This window comes from Mesoflavibacter zeaxanthinifaciens subsp. sabulilitoris (assembly GCF_014191595.1).
In the GTDB taxonomy this organism is placed as follows: Bacteria; Bacteroidota; Bacteroidia; order Flavobacteriales; family Flavobacteriaceae; genus Mesoflavibacter; species Mesoflavibacter zeaxanthinifaciens.
Genome location: NZ_JACHWV010000005.1, coordinates 274,346 through 290,496 on the forward strand (window position 1 = coordinate 274,346; position 16,151 = coordinate 290,496).

At 31.5% G+C, this 16,151-nt stretch carries 19 protein-coding genes; 11 read left to right on the top strand and 8 right to left on the bottom strand.

The genetic code is table 11. The annotated features are described in order from the left end of the window. Window positions 1-14: 14 nt before the first annotated feature. Complete coding sequence (gene gdhA / locus FHS04_RS09385) at window positions 15-1,358, bottom strand: NADP-specific glutamate dehydrogenase (protein WP_106677167.1); 1,344 nt, start codon at window positions 1,356-1,358, stop codon at window positions 15-17. 226 nt (window positions 1,359-1,584) lie between these two features. Between gdhA and FHS04_RS09390 the strand changes: the two genes are divergently transcribed. Further along, entirely contained in the window at window positions 1,585-2,400 is an 816-nt protein-coding gene (locus FHS04_RS09390) for a THC0290_0291 family protein (protein ID WP_027879638.1), read from the top strand. Between the two features lie 70 nt (window positions 2,401-2,470). Here the strand turns inward: FHS04_RS09390 and FHS04_RS09395 are convergent, their stop codons facing one another. After that, on the bottom strand, window positions 2,471-3,610 hold the full coding sequence (locus FHS04_RS09395; protein ID WP_106677165.1) for a cystathionine gamma-synthase: 1,140 nt from the start codon (window positions 3,608-3,610) through the stop codon (window positions 2,471-2,473). Between the two features lie 154 nt (window positions 3,611-3,764). Here FHS04_RS09395 and FHS04_RS09400 point away from each other — a divergent pair, with 154 nt between their 5' ends. After that, a complete protein-coding gene (locus tag FHS04_RS09400) occupies window positions 3,765-4,505 on the top strand; it encodes a DUF3298 domain-containing protein (protein ID WP_106677163.1) in 741 nt (246 codons plus the stop codon). On the opposite strand, the gene FHS04_RS09405 is transcribed toward FHS04_RS09400, so the two are convergent. Further along, the gene (locus FHS04_RS09405) at window positions 4,502-4,957 is read right to left on the bottom strand and encodes a DinB family protein (protein WP_106677161.1); all 456 of its coding nucleotides are present in this window, start codon (window positions 4,955-4,957) and stop codon (window positions 4,502-4,504) included. The genes FHS04_RS09400 and FHS04_RS09405 overlap by 4 nt on opposite strands. A gap of 162 nt (window positions 4,958-5,119) precedes the next feature. On the opposite strand from FHS04_RS09405, the gene FHS04_RS09410 reads away from it, so the two are divergent. Both FHS04_RS09410 and FHS04_RS09415 read left to right on the top strand, forming a co-directional pair. Then, window positions 5,120-5,473: an arsenate reductase family protein gene (locus FHS04_RS09410; protein WP_106677159.1), complete on the top strand. Its 354-nt coding sequence runs from the start codon at window positions 5,120-5,122 to the stop codon at window positions 5,471-5,473. Next, complete coding sequence (locus FHS04_RS09415) at window positions 5,466-6,362, top strand: DMT family transporter (protein WP_027879643.1); 897 nt, start codon at window positions 5,466-5,468, stop codon at window positions 6,360-6,362. Before FHS04_RS09410 ends, FHS04_RS09415 begins: the two co-directional genes overlap by 8 nt. Here FHS04_RS09415 and FHS04_RS09420 read toward each other — a convergent pair. Continuing rightward, window positions 6,351-6,830, bottom strand: a complete 480-nt coding sequence (locus tag FHS04_RS09420) for an acyl-CoA thioesterase (protein ID WP_106677157.1) — start codon at window positions 6,828-6,830, stop codon at window positions 6,351-6,353. The two genes, FHS04_RS09415 and FHS04_RS09420, sit on opposite strands and share 12 nt — an antisense overlap. Window positions 6,831-6,967: 137 nt before the next feature. Here FHS04_RS09420 and FHS04_RS09425 point away from each other — a divergent pair, with 137 nt between their 5' ends. The 3 genes from FHS04_RS09425 to nadD are packed head-to-tail and all read left to right on the top strand — an operon-like array spanning window position 6,968 to window position 9,061. Beyond that, on the top strand, window positions 6,968-7,825 hold the full coding sequence (locus FHS04_RS09425) for a YicC/YloC family endoribonuclease (RefSeq protein ID WP_106677154.1): 858 nt from the start codon (window positions 6,968-6,970) through the stop codon (window positions 7,823-7,825). Window positions 7,826-7,842: 17 nt separating this feature from the next. Further along, the gene (gmk, locus tag FHS04_RS09430; protein WP_106677152.1) at window positions 7,843-8,430 is read left to right on the top strand and encodes a guanylate kinase; all 588 of its coding nucleotides are present in this window, start codon (window positions 7,843-7,845) and stop codon (window positions 8,428-8,430) included. A 52-nt stretch (window positions 8,431-8,482) separates the two neighbouring features. After that, the gene (gene nadD / locus FHS04_RS09435; RefSeq protein WP_106677151.1) at window positions 8,483-9,061 is read left to right on the top strand and encodes a nicotinate (nicotinamide) nucleotide adenylyltransferase; all 579 of its coding nucleotides are present in this window, start codon (window positions 8,483-8,485) and stop codon (window positions 9,059-9,061) included. A gap of 100 nt (window positions 9,062-9,161) precedes the next feature. On the opposite strand, the gene FHS04_RS09440 is transcribed toward nadD, so the two are convergent. Both FHS04_RS09440 and FHS04_RS14375 read right to left on the bottom strand, forming a co-directional pair. Beyond that, complete coding sequence (locus FHS04_RS09440) at window positions 9,162-10,025, bottom strand: helix-turn-helix domain-containing protein (protein ID WP_106677149.1); 864 nt, start codon at window positions 10,023-10,025, stop codon at window positions 9,162-9,164. A gap of 74 nt (window positions 10,026-10,099) precedes the next feature. After that, window positions 10,100-10,819, bottom strand: a complete 720-nt coding sequence (locus FHS04_RS14375; protein WP_106677147.1) for a putative quinol monooxygenase — start codon at window positions 10,817-10,819, stop codon at window positions 10,100-10,102. Window positions 10,820-11,063: 244 nt separating this feature from the next. Between FHS04_RS14375 and FHS04_RS09450 the strand changes: the two genes are divergently transcribed. The 3 genes from FHS04_RS09450 to FHS04_RS09460 all read left to right on the top strand — a co-directional run bounded on the left by FHS04_RS09450 (window position 11,064) and on the right by FHS04_RS09460 (window position 13,170). Beyond that, window positions 11,064-11,648, top strand: coding sequence for a Crp/Fnr family transcriptional regulator (locus FHS04_RS09450; protein ID WP_106677140.1), 585 nt, complete (start codon window positions 11,064-11,066; stop codon window positions 11,646-11,648). Between the two features lie 177 nt (window positions 11,649-11,825). After that, window positions 11,826-12,506: a type 1 glutamine amidotransferase domain-containing protein gene (locus tag FHS04_RS09455; protein WP_106677138.1), complete on the top strand. Its 681-nt coding sequence runs from the start codon at window positions 11,826-11,828 to the stop codon at window positions 12,504-12,506. A gap of 226 nt (window positions 12,507-12,732) precedes the next feature. Continuing rightward, a complete protein-coding gene (locus tag FHS04_RS09460) occupies window positions 12,733-13,170 on the top strand; it encodes an OsmC family protein (protein ID WP_106677136.1) in 438 nt (145 codons plus the stop codon). 70 nt (window positions 13,171-13,240) lie between these two features. On the opposite strand, the gene FHS04_RS09465 is transcribed toward FHS04_RS09460, so the two are convergent. After that, window positions 13,241-13,840 carry a hypothetical protein gene (locus tag FHS04_RS09465; RefSeq protein WP_106677134.1) on the bottom strand — a complete coding sequence of 200 codons (600 nt, stop codon included), beginning with the start codon at window positions 13,838-13,840 and terminating at the stop codon, window positions 13,241-13,243. A 200-nt stretch (window positions 13,841-14,040) separates the two neighbouring features. Then, window positions 14,041-14,994, bottom strand: a complete 954-nt coding sequence (locus FHS04_RS09470; RefSeq protein WP_106677132.1) for a nicotinic acid mononucleotide adenyltransferase — start codon at window positions 14,992-14,994, stop codon at window positions 14,041-14,043. A gap of 130 nt (window positions 14,995-15,124) precedes the next feature. Between FHS04_RS09470 and FHS04_RS09475 the strand changes: the two genes are divergently transcribed. Further along, entirely contained in the window at window positions 15,125-16,126 is a 1,002-nt protein-coding gene (locus FHS04_RS09475; protein WP_106677130.1) for an NAD(P)H-dependent glycerol-3-phosphate dehydrogenase, read from the top strand. Window positions 16,127-16,151 lie beyond the last annotated feature (25 nt).

Consider the following 16,151-nt stretch of genomic DNA (forward strand, 5'->3'; position numbering starts at 1 on the left):
ATGTAGTATTTAATTTACACCAATCCTTGTGCTAACATGGCATCTGCTACCTTAACAAATCCAGCAATATTAGCTCCTTTAACGTAGTCTACGGTACCATCATCATTTTTACCATATTCTACACAAGATGCATGAATATCATCCATAATTTGGTTTAATTTAGCATCTACCTCTTCTCTAGTCCAATTGTATCTTAAAGAGTTTTGACTCATTTCTAAACCTGAAGTTGCTACTCCACCAGCGTTAGACGCTTTACCAGGAGAGAATAATACTTTAGCTTTTTGTAATACCTCTATAGCTTCTGGAGTAGTAGGCATATTTGCACCTTCTGCAACTGCTATTACATTGTTATTTACTAAAGCTTCAGCTTCTTCTTTATTTAACTCGTTTTGTGTAGCACATGGCATAGCCACATCACAGTTTACAGACCATGGTCTTTCTCCTTCATGGAAGGTAGCAGATGGATACTTTTCTGTATACTCGTGGATACGTCCACGTTTAACATTTTTAAGCTCCATAATAAATGCTAATTTTTCTTCATTTATACCATCTTTATCATGGATATATCCAGAAGAATCAGACATTGTTACTACTTTACCTCCTAATTGCGTTGCTTTTTCGCAAGCATATTGAGCAACGTTACCAGATCCAGAAATAACAACTGTTTTAGCTTCAAAAGAATCGTTTTTAGTTGCTAGCATATTTTTTGCAAAATATACACAACCATAACCTGTTGCTTCTGGTCTAATTAATGATCCTCCGTATGATAATCCTTTACCAGTTAATACTCCTGTAAATTCGTTTTTTAATCTTTTATATTGACCAAACATATAACCTATTTCTCTTCCTCCAACACCAATATCACCTGCAGGAACATCTGTATTTGGTCCAATATGTCTATATAATTCAGTCATAAAAGACTGGCAAAAACGCATTACTTCGTTATCACTTTTACCTTTTGGATTAAAGTCGCTTCCTCCTTTTCCTCCGCCCATTGGTAAAGTAGTTAAAGAGTTTTTAAAAACTTGTTCAAAACCTAAAAACTTTAAAATACTTAAGTTTACAGAAGGGTGAAAACGTAAACCACCTTTATATGGACCTATTGCCGAGTTAAACTCTACACGGTAACCTCTATTTACTTGTGGCTGTCCTTTATCATCAACCCATGGAACTCTAAAGATTATTGTACGCTCTGGCTCTACCATACGCTCTAACAATAACTTATCTTGATACTTTGGGTTGTCTTCTATAAACGGAATTACAGTCTCTGCAACTTCGTGTACAGCTTGTAAAAATTCTGGTTCATGACCATTATTTGCTTTTACTTGATCTAAAAATGCTTCTATTTTTTGTTTCATTGTTACAATAAAATTATGACTCTTTTATTTTAAGTGCCAAATTGCACTGCAAATATACATTATCTTTAAGTATTTACGTCACATTTTTAAAATTTCGCAAACGTTTTAGTAAGTTTCTTATTTTAAGAAATAATTATATTTAGTTCATTTTATCCTTATTATTTGTATGTTAATCGTGATTTCATATATTTGTTGGATATTTAGCCTCTAAAATAAAAGCCTTATTATGCTTAACCATAAACAATTAACACTGTTTTTATTAGTTATCTTAACTAGTACTACCGCATTTTCTCAGTTAGGCTTCTCACACGAAATTGGTGTCATTACTGGTCCTGTTGCCTTTAAATCTGATTTTGGAGAACGTTTAGATCCCGAAACTAACACTGGCAACTCTGGTATTGGAATTGGATTAGTACACTATATAAACTTTGCTTATCGTGCAGATTGTAACTGTTACACTACAGACAATTTTTTTAATGATCACTTTAAACTTAGAACAGAAATTTCTTGGAATAAAACTAAATTAAATCATTTAGGTGAATGGGTACAACCTTACAGAAATAGTGTTGAAGCTCAAAAACTTAGAGCTCATACTGGTGAGGCAAATAACTTAGATATTGGTATGCAATTAGAATACTTTCCTTTAAGTATTCGTTCTTTTCAAGCTTTTGGTTATAAGTTTGCTCCTTTTGTAAGTCTTGGCGCTCATTACGTATCTTATAACCCTAAAGTATATACAAATTACGGGGACCAAAGTGTAACCAATATGAATAACTTTTATTCCCCTTGGTACGCTACTAACCCTAATTTAGACGCAGATTTCCCTAAACCAGTAGATCCTTCTTCTGGTAGCACGTGGTCTGTTGTATCTAGTATTGGTGTAAGATATAAACTAACTATGGTTTCTGATTTAATGTTAGACCTTCGTGGTCAATACTATTTTAACGATTGGATTGATGGTTTAAATCACGACCTAAACTCTAACAAGTATAACGATTGGTTAGTATGGTTAAACTTTGGTTATATCTACTATTTAGATTAAAAAACAAACAAAATATATCATAAAAAAAGCCAACTAATTAAGTTGGCTTTTTTTATAACGATAATTACTCTTATCCTATAGCTTGTTTTAAATCGTTTATTAAGTCTTCTTCATCTTCAATACCTACGCTTAACCTGATTAAAGAGTCTACTACTCCTGTTTTTTCGCGCTCTTCTTTTGGTATACTTGCATGTGTCATACTTGCTGGATGACCACATAAAGATTCTACACCACCTAAGGATTCTGCTAACGTAAATACTTTAAGATTCTCAACAATTTTAATAGCTTCATTGTAGTCGTTTCCTTTAGTAACAAAACTTATCATACCTCCAAAATCTTTCATTTGCGCTTTTGCAATTTCATGGTTTGGATGACTTTCAAAACCTGGCCAATATACCTTTTCAATTTTTGGATGAGATGCTAAATATTCTGCAACAGCTCTTCCGTTTTCACAGTGACGTTGCATTCTTACGTGTAACGTTTTAATTCCGCGAAGCGCTAAAAAGGAATCTTGTGGTCCACAAACGGCTCCACTTGCATTTTGTATAAAAAATAATTTATCTGCTAACTCTTTATCTTTTACAATAAGTGCTCCCATAACTAAATCGCTATGTCCACCTATATATTTTGTTGCAGAGTGCATTACCAAATCAGCCCCAAGATCTAAAGGTTGTTGTAAATATGGCGTAGCAAATGTATTATCTACTGCTAAAAGTATATTGTGTTTTTTTGCAATCTCTGCAGTTGCTTTAATATCTATAATATTCATCATTGGGTTAGTTGGCGTTTCTACCCAAATAATTTTTGTGTTTTCTGTAATATAATGCTCTATATTACTTGCGTTTTGCATACCAATAAAATTGAATTTAATTCCAAAATTCTTAAATATACTGGTAAATAATCTATACGTTCCGCCGTATAAATCGTTTGTACTTATTACTTCATCACCTGGCTTTAAAAGTTTCATTACCGCGTCTATAGCAGCAAGACCAGATCCAAAAGCTAATCCGTACTCACCATTCTCTATACTAGCAAAAGCGTTTTCTAAAGCTTGGCGTGTTGGGTTGTGTGTCCTTGAGTACTCAAACCCTTTATGTCCACCAGGTGTAGATTGTGCGTATGTTGAAGTCTGATAAATTGGAGGCATTACAGCACCATAAGCTGGGTCATGTTTTTGTCCACCATGTATCGTTTTTGTGTTAAATTTCATGTTTATTTAGTTTTTAAAGTTGAAATAATCATCTAAAAATTTATAATTCTTATTTTTGAATGCAAAGCAGATGTTTTTCAACTTAATTTGTAATTATTGCAACAAAAATAACGTTTAATTCGTTGTATTCAAACTTCATTATTAGCTTTAGTTTATGTTTAACAGTATAAATAATTTCAAGACTTTTTATCTACTTTTTTTGTGTTTTATAGGCTTTTTTTCTTGTGAAGAAGAAAAGATATTATCGTTTTCAGAAATTCATATTTCTAAAGAAAAAGAAACTTTTGTAGACATTGTTATGCCTAAAGCAAAAGGAAACTCTAATGTTGCTAAAAACATAAATACATCACTTAATAATTTTGCTTGTGATATTTTAAATGTAGATAGTGCTAAAGAAAAAAAATTAACTATAGACCAAAGCATTACAGCTTTTAATGCCTCTTACATAGGCTTTACAACACTTTTTACTGAAGATGTAGCTAAAGACTTCCCTAAATGGGAAGCGTTTATTGATGGAGAAATTTCTTTTCAAAACGAATTTATTATCTGCATTGCCATGAATGGAAATGTACAAACCGGAGAAGCTAACAGCAACTTGATTTTTAAGTTTTTTAATTTTGATCCAGCAACTGGAAAAGAATTAAAAACCAAAGATTTAATTAACGATTTAAATGGGTTTAAAGCATTAGTTAAAAAATATTATGATAAAGAGTTAATGACCGTTCACAACGGTTTACAATCTCAAAATTTAGATTTTAAGCTACCTAAAACTATCGGGTTTAATGAAGAAGGTATTATTATCTTTTACAACAATTTTGAATTTGGCGCACTAAGTAAAGAGCCTGTTGAGTTTACAATACCATACGTTGTAGCAAATTCTTATTTAAAATTTTAAATACAGCGCTTTAAAGCCAAAACATAACCTAAATGGATTCCTTCATGAAAATTGTTAAATGCAATAGCCTCATCTACATTGGTTAAAGTACTTTTAGTAGTTACTGTATATTCATGATAGGTTTGAAAAATTCTGTTTTCATAATCTTCCTTTGTTTTTTCGATAGTACTAAACAATAAACCTTTAATTAAATCTACTTCTGCTTGGGTTACATCACGTTCTACCTTTGTTCCTTTTCGATACGTTTCAACCAACTCATCACTTATAATCATAGGTATTGCAGATAAATTGTAGACTAATAATTGTTGGGTTACAATAGTATGAGCTACATTCCAAATAATATTATTATTAAAGCCTTCAGGAACTTTATTAAGTTGTTCTAAAGTTAAATTTTCAAGTAAATCTTTTAAAAATTTTCTACTTTTTAAAGTGGTATCAAATGCAAAATCCATAGTATTTCAATTTTCAATAAAATTAAATATTTATGCTATTTAAAACTAATTTCACTTCAATTTTTAAAAAAAATGTTGTGTATTGTGCTTTCGCAGAATTTTTGCCAGAAAAAGCATTAAACTTTTGCAAAAAAAATCGAAATTTGCCAAAAATGTAACATCATGAAAAACGTTTACTTCCTTAAAACTTGTAACACATGCACAAGAATTATTAACGAGTTGAATTTAAGTGACGACTTTAAATTTCAGGAAATAAAAAGTGAACCATTAACAGCAAAACAAGTTGATGAGTTAGCAAAATTAGCAGGAAGTTACGAAGCTTTGTTTAGTAAGCGTGCTAAGTTATACAAAGACATGGGTTTAAAGGACCAAAATCTAACCGAAAAAGATTTTAAACATTATTTACTTGAACACTATACTTTTTTAAGCCGACCAGTTATTGTAATTAACGACAAAATTTTTGTTGGTAGTAGTAAAAAAACTATAGAAGCAGCCAAAGAAGCACTAAATGAATAAACTAAGAATATTTGCTTTAATTGCTGCGTTTATAGTACAATTATTGTATGGATTAACCTTTACTTTTGCAAAAGACGTAATGGCTAACGGTTACATAAAGCCGTTTGGTTTTATTGCATTACGCGTTGGTGGAGCAGCTATTCTATTTTGGGTTGTCAGCCTTTTTGCTCCAAAAGAAAAAATAGAACCTAAAGATTTTAAAACTTTTTTTCTTGCATCCATATTTGGAGTTGTTGTTAATATGCTATTTTTCTTTAAAGGGCTAGAACTTACAACACCCATACACGCATCGGTAATAATGATTACCAGTCCTATTATCGTATTAATACTATCTTCTTTTTACCTAAATGAAAAGATAACAAAACTTAAAGTTTTAGGTGTTATTTTTGGATTTACTGGTGCTGCGATATTAACAGTTTATGGTAAATCACCAAATCCAGGAGACAATGTGTTATTAGGAAATATTATGGTGCTAATTAATGCGTTATCTTACAGTATATATATTATAATAATAAAGCGTTTAACAGAAAAATACCATCCGTTTACATTTATTAAATGGTTGTTTTTGTTTGGTTTTTTTATGGTATTACCGTTTGGATATTCAGATTTAACTTTGGTAGATACCTCTACGTTTACACCTTACATTTGGTTTTCGGTAATTTTTGTAGTTGTAGGTGCTACATTTGGAACATACCTATTAAATCCATTAGCGTTAAGACATTTGCGCGCATCTACAGTAACCGTATTTATTTACTTGCAACCTTTAATTGCTGGTATTTTTGCAATTATTATGGGAAGCGATGCAGTTACAGTCGTTAAGATTTTAGCATCTGCTTTAATCTTTTTAGGTGTGTATTTAGTTACCAAAAAACCTAAACTACAAGCTTAGGTTTTTTGGTGTTCTGTTATGTTTTCTGGAGTCTTCTTTTGTTAAGATTTTAAAATCTACAGTTTTAGGGAAACTTTTTGTTAACTCTAATAAATCGTCCGGTAGATTAGTTAATTTTCTAGAGTTTAAGTCTATCCAAGCTCCAAAAATTTCACAAAAAGCAAGATTTTCACCTTTATGATTGTAAAAATTATGATCAAATTTAAAGAACATTCCGTCTTCGCTTAGACCAGAAACTTCAAGAGTTACTGTTACTGGATAACCTAAAAAGGTTTCTTTAAAATAATGTACATGCTCATGAAAAACCACAGGACCAAGACCTTCTTTTACCAATTCTGATAAAGAAAAACCGTGTTCATGTAAAAACGCTGTACGTGTATGACTCATAAAATTTATATATGCAGAGTTAGCTAAATGTCTGTTAGCATCAATATCACTCCACCTAATTTCAAACTGTTTTTTGTACATCTTTAAAAATTTAAAACTTCAAAACTACAATTATTTACTGTGCGTGCATAATAAATAATCTAAATAAGCTGTTAAAATTGTATTTCTTAGGCGTTAACATTTTACTTACCTTTGCGCTTAATAAATTCATTTTGTTTATGATATATTCAATGACAGGTTACGGTAAATCTGTACTACAGTTGCCAACAAAAAAAATTACAATCGAGCTAAAATCTCTTAACAGCAAAAACCTAGATTTGAATGCGCGCATGCCTTCTATTTACAGAGAAAAAGAGCTTGAAATTAGAAAGCAAATTGCTAATCAATTAGTGCGTGGTAAGGTAGATTTTTCTATTTATGTAGAAACTACTGCAGACGATACATCTACGCAAATTAACACGCCAGTTGTTAAACAATACATGCAACAATTAAAAGATGTTGTTGATGGTGATGATACCGAATTACTAAAAATGGCGGTTCGTTTTCCTGATGCCTTAAATACGGTTAGAGAAGAAATTGACGAAAACGAATGGACGCAAATACAAACCGAAATAACCCATGCTATTAACGCTTTAAACCAACACCGTTTAGACGAAGGAAAAGTGTTAGAAGCAGATTTTAATGCACGTATAAAAAATATTGCAGACTTGTTAGATCATGTAATAGCTATAGATCCAGAACGTATTGAAGGTGTTAGAGAACGATTAAAAAAAGGCGTTGAAGAACTTAAAGAAAAGTACGACGAAAATCGTTTTGAACAAGAATTAGTTTACTACATAGAAAAGTTTGATATTACTGAAGAAAAAGTACGCTTAAACAATCACTTAAACTACTTTACAGAAAGTATTAATAGCTCAGATAGCAACGGTAAAAAATTAGGATTTATAAGCCAAGAAATTGGTAGAGAAATAAACACTATTGGTTCTAAAAGCAACTACGCACCAATGCAACAATTGGTCGTACAAATGAAAGACGAACTTGAAAAAATTAAAGAACAATTACTTAACGTTCTTTAAAATAAAAGCATAATCTATTGGACAAAGACAACACAAAACAAGGTAAATTAATTGTTTTTTCTGCACCATCTGGCTCAGGTAAAACAACCATTGTAAGACATTTACTTAAAGACGATAATTTAAATTTAGCCTTCTCAATTTCTGCTACATCAAGAGAAAAACGTGGAACAGAAGAGCATGGTAAAGACTACTACTTTTTATCTTTAAAAGACTTTAAACAACATATAAAAGACGACAATTTTTTAGAATGGGAAGAAGTTTATCGCGATAATTTTTATGGAACTTTAAAAAGTGAAGTCGAGCGACTTTGGGCATTAGGCAAAAACGTTATTTTTGATATAGACGTATCTGGCGGATTGCGTATTAAAAGAAAATTCCCAGAACAAACACTTGCTGTTTTTGTAAAACCACCAAGTATAGACGAGCTTAAAATACGACTTAAAAAACGTAAAACAGAAAGCGAAGACAAGATAAATATGCGTATTGCTAAAGCCAGCGCAGAGCTTGCAACAGCACCACTTTTTGACATTATAATAGAAAACGACAACCTAGATAAAGCATTAGCAGAAGCAGAAAATTTAGTTGGTACTTTTGTAAAATCATAAAAAATAATTTATAAAACTGAGCGTAGTAAATTGTCTCTTTTTTAACTAAACTATGAAAATAGGTTTATACTTTGGATCCTTTAACCCAATACACATTGGGCATTTAATTATAGCCAACCAATTGGTAGAAAACAGCGATTTAGACCAAATCTGGTTTGTAGTAACACCACACAATCCATTTAAAAAGAAAAGCACGCTATTGGACAATTACCAGCGTTTAGAAATGGTTTATCTAGCAACGAAAGACTATGATACGTTAAAAGAAAGTGATATCGAGTTTAACTTACCGCAACCCAATTACACTGTTAATACTTTAGTCCATTTAACCGAAAAATATCCTAAACACGATTTTGCCTTAATCATGGGCGAGGATAATTTAAAAAGCTTCCATAAGTGGAAAAACTATCAAACCATTTTAGAGTATCACTCCATTTATGTGTACCCACGTATTAGCGAAGGTAAAATAGACACACAGTTTAATAATCACCCAAAAATAACACGTGTAGATGCACCAATTATAGAAATATCTTCTACTATGGTTAGAAAAGCAATAAAAGAAGGCAAAAACGTTAAACCTTTACTACCAGAAAACGTTTGGGCTTATTTAGATGAAATGAATTTTTATAAGTAGAATGAAGCATCGCTTGGCTTTATTAAATTTTTCTGCTAACTTCGTTTAACTACCGATAATGCAAAATTGGAAACTCGCTTTATCTTTACATTGTGGGTAATTAATTTGACTCTAGTTTAGCAAAACCAACTGTCTTACGATAAATATCAGGTGATACTCCTACCTTCTTTTTAAAAAAACGACTGAAATAGAATTCATCGTCGTAACCTAAAAAAGCAGCAATTTGTTTCACTGGTTTAGAAGTTAGATAAAGTTCTCGTTTCGCCTCAATAATAATCCTATTTGAAATTAAGGATGAAGTCGTTTGATTGAGATATTTCTTGACGATACCGGCTAAAGTTTTAGGACTTACACTTAGTTCATCTGCGTATTCTTGGGGAGAATGGAGTTTGCAATAATTACTCTCTATTGCATCGACTAAATTTTGTAAAATTTCTGTTTTTGAATCTGAAGTTCTGGGAGTAAATTGTTGATCAAATTGTTTCTTTTGTCTGACCGCTTCTATTAAAAACACTTTTAAAAATGCCACAAGAACTTCATGCTGAGCGATTGAGTCTTTGTCCATCTCTTTCGAAATTTGATCAATCAAATTAAGAAATAGGCTTTGCTCGTTTACAGTAAAATAGGGTAAACCATGGAAATTATTAAAAAGGAATCCCTCGGTCTCTATTTCGTTTTGATGTCTATATGTACAAAAAAAATCGGGATGAAAATTCAATAAATAACCCTGACACTTTTCTTCAGAACGTATCATGAAAGGTTGATACGGAGCCAAACAAATCATTTGATCTCCTTGCAATTCAAAACTTTGAAAATCAACGCTTAGTTCATAGCTAGTTCCATATAACAAAACGATAGAATAATAATTTCTTCTTTGTAAATGATCAAACTGGCTTAGGTCGTTCAACTCTTCTAATCTAAACGCAAGTTCTCCGTTTTGTTTGTCTATAATTATTTTTGCCATACTAAATTTATTTTTTAGCTCATTCAAATTTAAAAAAAGGAGTGCTTTTGGCACTCCTTTCTTAAATCAAATATTTATTTTGAAGCTAGAATGTTAATTTTTTGAATTGCTGAAGCATCAAAGTCTTCTAAAATTACAGGTGCATTCTCCATCAACGCTGCTGCTACTTTCCCTGTCAAATGAGCATCTCTGCCAGCGTCATCTGCAAACGTATCGAAAATGGCATAGGTTTCTTCATTGATTTTAAAAGCATACCATGATAAAGTTGCAGGCTCAGAACTTACCAATGACTTGCCTGCTTGTAAGAAATCCTCCACTTCAGATGTCTTTCCTTCTTTGGCTTTCATAATCACCAACAATCCCTTATTCTGATCACCCACTTTATGATTACTTGCTTGAACATCAACAGTCTTAATGTCTCTACTAGGATCAAAACCTTCTAAAAGATCTCCAGCATTGGCCAATAAGGCTTTTGCCACTTCTCCTTTTAAGTGTGCCTGTCTGCCTTCTTCAGTTTCAAATGTGTCATAAATTCCGAAAGTTTGTTCATCTATTTGAAATGCAAACCAAGATTCAGTTTTTGGTTCTGCATTTACCAATGATAAACCACCTAGTAGAAACTCTTTCACTTCTTGCTCCTTACCTTCTTTCGCTTTCATGATTACTAATAATCCGATGTTTTCATTTTTTGTGTTGTCCATAATATTACTTTTTTTAGATTGAGAAAATGTTTGAATTGTTATCCCTAGAATGAGAACTAGGCTACTTAATTTGATTAAACTTTTAAATTTCATTATGACTTATTTTTGTTACACTACAAATGTAAAACTAAATAAGGGGTCTTGGAATGGAGATAAGAGACTTAAGCATGGACAATTTTCCAGTGACAATGAAGAATGTAAAAAAGCTCATAATCGAGTAGACGGCTCCGTTAGTAAGAAAATAATTAACTTTACCAACAAACTAGTACTAAGCCGACAAATCCGCGTCTCTTACGCCGCCAAATGGATATAAACGAGACTGTTGCGAGTAATTTAAATGAACATCGAAAATTCAATAATATTAGAAATTTTTAAAGGCATTTCTTTTTCAAAAAAAGAAATGAATCTTATTGAAAGTAAACTTAAAAAACTCAAGTTAAATAAAGGGACTACAATATTAAAAGCAGATGACAAAGTGAACAATCAATATTATGTTTACAATGGATGTTTAAGAACTTACTTTATTGACAAATCTGGTAAAGAACATACTTTGCAATTTGCCATTAATGATTGGTGGATAAGCGATTACACGGCTTTCTTCACGACATCCAAAGCGATTATGTATATTGAAACTATTCAGGAAGCAACTTTATATGAAATTTCCAAAAAAAGTATGGAAGAATTATTTGTAGATATTCCACAATTAGAAACTTTTTTCAGAAAAAAAATGGAAAGAGCTTTTGCTAGCTTTCAAAAAAGAATATTAGCAAGTTTAGCCCAATCAGCTAAAGAAAGATACGTTTCTTTTATTAGCACTTACCCAAAAATTGAACAGACTGTAAAAAATTACCATATAGCTTCTTATCTAGGAATTACTACCGAAAGCTTAAGTAGAATTAGAAAAGAAATATCTGATAATTGATTTTATTACCATACATCAATTTTCAGTACTTAATTTGACAGTAATTTTGTCTCTAATCAAAAGAATAACAACAATTATAATCGCTTTAGCTTTATTTTCCTTTTGTGGTAAAAACCCAAAAGAAATTAATTCTAATGAAAAAAAAATTAAGTATTAACACAAAAAAAAAGCAAAACAATGAAAAAAGTATTATTTGTATTAACTAATCACGAAGATTTAGGAGATACTGGAATGAAAACTGGTTTTTGGATTGAAGAATTTGCAGCACCTTATTACTTATTAAAAGATAAAGGAATTGAAATTACTTTGGCATCTCCAAAAGGTGGACAACCTCCAATTGACCCAAAAAGTAATGAACCAGATTTCCAAACTCCAGCAACCATAAGATTTAATGATGATAAAGAAACTCAAGAGATCTTATCTAAAACAATAAAATTGGAAACTGTAAATCAAGCAGATTTTGACGCAGTATTTTATCCTGGTGGACACGGTGTTGTATGGGATTTAGCTGAAGATGAAAACTCAATTGCTTTAATAGAAGATTTTTATAACAACAATAAACCTGTTGCTGCTGTATGTCACGCTCCTGCAATTTTTAAAAACACAAAAAATACGGATGGGACATCGTTGGTTAATGGAAAAAAAGTAACTGGATTTACAAACGGAGAAGAAGAAGCTGTTCAACTAACTTCTGTTGTTCCATTTTTGGTTGAAGAAATGTTAAAGAGTAATGGTGGAATTTACACTAAAAAAGCAGACTGGAGTCCTTATGCGGTCGAAGATGGTTTGTTAATAACTGGACAAAATCCTGCATCTTCGGAACTAGTTGCCGAACTGTTACTAGAAAAGTTAAAGTAAAAACTACTCACAACAACGTGTAAAAGTAATAGCGACTTAGTTTTTTAATTCAAGTCGCTATTCTTTTTTATTTTGTAAATTACTTTCCGAAAGTGATTGCAAATATTTCGCTACTACTCATACACAAACCGTTAAACGAAACTTCCCAAAACATTTACAATTTCCTTAACCCTATTTTTTTAGTAAAAGCTTTAATTTTAGAGTAAACCAAAAATTAAATTATTTTATGAAGAGAAAAGCAACAGCCATTTGGCAAGGTACAGGTAAAGACGGTAAAGGTATTTTAAATGGACCAAGTGGCGTTTTAGACAATACACCTTATAATTTTAAAGCTCGTTTTGAAAACGAAGACGGTAAAGCTGGTACAAATCCAGAAGAGCTAATTGCAGCTGCACATGCTGGTTGTTTTGCTATGGCACTTAGTTTTGCCATACAAGACGCTGGTTTTGAAGCTAACAAATTAGACGTAGATGCTACAATTACTGTAGAGCAGCAAGATGGCGGTTTTGCCTTTACACATATACAATTGGACCTAACAGGTAAAGTAGATGGAATGGACGAAGCTAAATTTAAAGAACTTGCAGAAGGCGCTAAAAAAGGTTGCCCAGTAAGTAAAGCTTTAAGCAGTGTAGATATTAGCCTAAATATCACTTTTGAAAGTTAAGATTAAATGTTTATCACATAAAAAAAGCCAACCTTTTAGGGTTGGCTTTTTTAGTATTTAAAATATACAATTATCTTTCTGTTTCAGGATTATCTACATTACAGTCTGACAATAATGCTTCAACATACATTGCCCAATTATTACCGTCAAAGTCTGTACCTTCTGCCCAAGCAGTTTCTCCGCCTGTTGGCCCATTAACTTCTGCATGTGCTGCAAAACAATAATTTTCAGTTAACGCAGCTGAATCTATGTAGTACGTTACTACATCTACATCTGGGTTATGATTTGTAGAATGCTCAAAATGACCAATTTTTGGATTTCCAGATCCTGTTGTTGGTATTGTTTGATCTGCACAATTACCAATACTTAAATGCGTAGCTTGAATTGACCAATCTGCATTTGTAGTATAAGTGATAATTAAATCTACACCATCAAAATCTACAGAAACAGTTCCTGCAATATGATTTTGACCAGCTATTAGATTAGTTGTCATACATGGTTCATCATAAGACATACGTTGGTTAGCTGTGTTTCCATTTGCTGTTGTTACTCTAAAATTTGGGTCTACATTTGTTACAGTGTTGTTATCCACAAAAGTCTCTTCATTTTCACAACTTGTTGTAAATAACACAGCTATTAAAGCTAAGGTGATTAGGGGAATTTTTTTCATAAAAAATAAATTAAGTAGGTTATTGATTGACGAATGTATTTTTAATTCGACAAAAAACATAATTTATTCGACTAAAAGCGTTTAATTTTATGATTATGAGGAAATTAGCTACAAAAAAATTAAAAAAACCGCTTAAAATTAACTTCAAGCGGTCTTAAACTAACTAAACTAATTCTCAAAAATTACTCACTAACTAGGGTTTATTTTTCTCTAGTATTTTCTCTAGGGTTATCTTTTTTTCTGGTGTGTTGTTTACGTTTTTTCTCTCCAGATGTTTTACTTCTGTCTGTTGTTTGTCCAACTTTTAAATATTGTATATAACCTCTTCCTGTAAACTCATAAACCGTACCAGAACTTGGGTGATATAATTCTACTCTTTGATCATTTACAATACTTAACTCAAAAAACTCATTATCAAAATAATCATAATCTAAGGTTAGTGTTTTTAGGTACATATTACCGTTAACATCATTAACACCATACAATCCAGAATAATCCCAATATATATTGTTTGGATTTGTTCCTTCAGGATCTTGAGAGCTTCTAAAGTTGTTATCATTTCCGCCAGATAAAAACTGAAGGAAGTTTTCGTTATCAAATTCGTTTAAAGCACCAAAGTTACTTGTGTATGTTTTTTCCCAAGCTTCATATTCTTGTAAAAAGTATTGTATGTTGTCATAAAACACATAATCGTAATCAAAATTTGAACGTTGATAACCATGTAAAAAATATGACGTATCATTAAATGGATTATACAATTCAATAGTATTATAGTCTATTTGGTATACATCAAAACTATCATAACCATCAATATCATGATCTATATCCAAAATCATATCGTAAGCATTATAGTAGCCTATTTGTATACCATAACCGTTACCTTGACTACCAATACCAACTAAATTATTATTAGCAAATAAGTTTCCGTTTCTAAAAGATACAGTAAAAGCCATTTGTAAAAAAGGTGTCTCACCATAACCAATAGTTTCATTTATATCTACGTACCACAACTCGTAAGAGTTTAGTAATTGATTAACTGTTATTGGTTCTTGATAATTATCATAAGCATAATCATCTACGATAACTTCTGTATAACACGATGTAAATAATAATGCTATTAAAGCAAAGCCTGAAAGTAATTTAATCGTCTTCATAATGTGTCGTTTTAAGGATTGATATAAATTGATTTTCAAAAGGCGTGCCAAAAATTAAAAGTGATTGATTTTCAATATGAATTGAAGTCTTTAATTTTACGTATTTTTGACCTAGAATTTAAACGAAATTATGAGTCAACCATTAAAATATGCTGTTTTTGGATCAGGAAGCTGGGCAACCGCTATTGTAAAAATGCTTTGTGAAAACTTAGAAGAAGTTGGTTGGTACATGCGCAGTGTTTATACCAAAGAACATATTCTTAGAGAACAACATAACCCGAATTATTTAAGTTCTGTCGAGTTTCATTTAGAACAATTAAAACTTAGCAATGATATTAATGAAATTGCTAACTATGCAGATGTTTTAATTTTTGTAATTCCTTCGGCATTTATTCATTCTGAATTAAAAAAACTAAATGCAGATATTACTGATAAAATTGTAGTCTCGGCAGTAAAAGGAATTATACCAGAAACTGGTTTATTGGTTGGAGAGCATTTTCATGATAATTATAACATTCCTTTTGAAAATATTGGCGTTATTGCAGGTCCTTGCCACGCAGAAGAAGTGGCTTTAGAGCGTTTATCTTACTTAACAATTTCTTGCGCAGACCAGAAAAAAGCACAAATTATTGCCAATGCTTTATCTAGCGATTATATAAAAACCAAAACTAGCGACGATGTTATTGGGACTGAATATGCAGTAATGCTTAAAAATATTTACGCTATTGCGGCTGGTATAGCACATGGTTTAGGTTACGGAGACAACTTCCAGAGTGTGTTGATGAGTAACGCTATACGCGAAATGAAACGTTTTATCAAAAAAATGCATAAAATGAAACGTAACATTAATAATTCTGCTTACTTAGGCGATTTATTGGTTACTGGTTATTCTACGTTTTCTCGTAATCGTATGTTTGGAAACATGATTGGTAAAGGGTACACTGTAAAATCTGCACAAATGGAAATGAATATGGTTGCAGAAGGCTACTACGCTACAAAGAGCGCTCATTTACTAAACGATAAGAATAAAAAGAAAACCAAATTGCCTATTATAAATGCTGTTTATGATATTTTATATGAAGGTAAAGACCCTAAAAAAGTGTTTAAAAAACTTACTGATAAATTAAATTAAAATTAACGTTTTATTTGTTAATTAA

Bases quoted from the DNA above. Each gene is read 5' to 3' on its own strand.
- gdhA (WP_106677167.1), bottom strand. From the start codon at position 1,358: ATGAAACAAAAAATAGAAGCATTTTTAGATCAAGTAAAAGCAAATAAT.
- FHS04_RS09390 (WP_027879638.1), top strand. From the start codon at position 1,585: ATGCTTAACCATAAACAATTAACACTGTTTTTATTAGTTATCTTAACT.
- FHS04_RS09395 (WP_106677165.1), bottom strand. From the start codon at position 3,610: ATGAAATTTAACACAAAAACGATACATGGTGGACAAAAACATGACCCA.
- FHS04_RS09400 (WP_106677163.1), top strand. From the start codon at position 3,765: ATGTTTAACAGTATAAATAATTTCAAGACTTTTTATCTACTTTTTTTG.
- FHS04_RS09405 (WP_106677161.1), bottom strand. From the start codon at position 4,957: ATGGATTTTGCATTTGATACCACTTTAAAAAGTAGAAAATTTTTAAAA.
- FHS04_RS09410 (WP_106677159.1), top strand. From the start codon at position 5,120: ATGAAAAACGTTTACTTCCTTAAAACTTGTAACACATGCACAAGAATT.
- FHS04_RS09415 (WP_027879643.1), top strand. From the start codon at position 5,466: ATGAATAAACTAAGAATATTTGCTTTAATTGCTGCGTTTATAGTACAA.
- FHS04_RS09420 (WP_106677157.1), bottom strand. From the start codon at position 6,830: ATGTACAAAAAACAGTTTGAAATTAGGTGGAGTGATATTGATGCTAAC.
- FHS04_RS09425 (WP_106677154.1), top strand. From the start codon at position 6,968: ATGATATATTCAATGACAGGTTACGGTAAATCTGTACTACAGTTGCCA.
- nadD (WP_106677151.1), top strand. From the start codon at position 8,483: ATGAAAATAGGTTTATACTTTGGATCCTTTAACCCAATACACATTGGG.
- FHS04_RS09440 (WP_106677149.1), bottom strand. From the start codon at position 10,025: ATGGCAAAAATAATTATAGACAAACAAAACGGAGAACTTGCGTTTAGA.
- FHS04_RS14375 (WP_106677147.1), bottom strand. From the start codon at position 10,819: ATGAAATTTAAAAGTTTAATCAAATTAAGTAGCCTAGTTCTCATTCTA.
- FHS04_RS09450 (WP_106677140.1), top strand. From the start codon at position 11,064: ATGAACATCGAAAATTCAATAATATTAGAAATTTTTAAAGGCATTTCT.
- FHS04_RS09455 (WP_106677138.1), top strand. From the start codon at position 11,826: ATGAAAAAAGTATTATTTGTATTAACTAATCACGAAGATTTAGGAGAT.
- FHS04_RS09460 (WP_106677136.1), top strand. From the start codon at position 12,733: ATGAAGAGAAAAGCAACAGCCATTTGGCAAGGTACAGGTAAAGACGGT.
- FHS04_RS09465 (WP_106677134.1), bottom strand. From the start codon at position 13,840: ATGAAAAAAATTCCCCTAATCACCTTAGCTTTAATAGCTGTGTTATTT.
- FHS04_RS09470 (WP_106677132.1), bottom strand. From the start codon at position 14,994: ATGAAGACGATTAAATTACTTTCAGGCTTTGCTTTAATAGCATTATTA.
- FHS04_RS09475 (WP_106677130.1), top strand. From the start codon at position 15,125: ATGAGTCAACCATTAAAATATGCTGTTTTTGGATCAGGAAGCTGGGCA.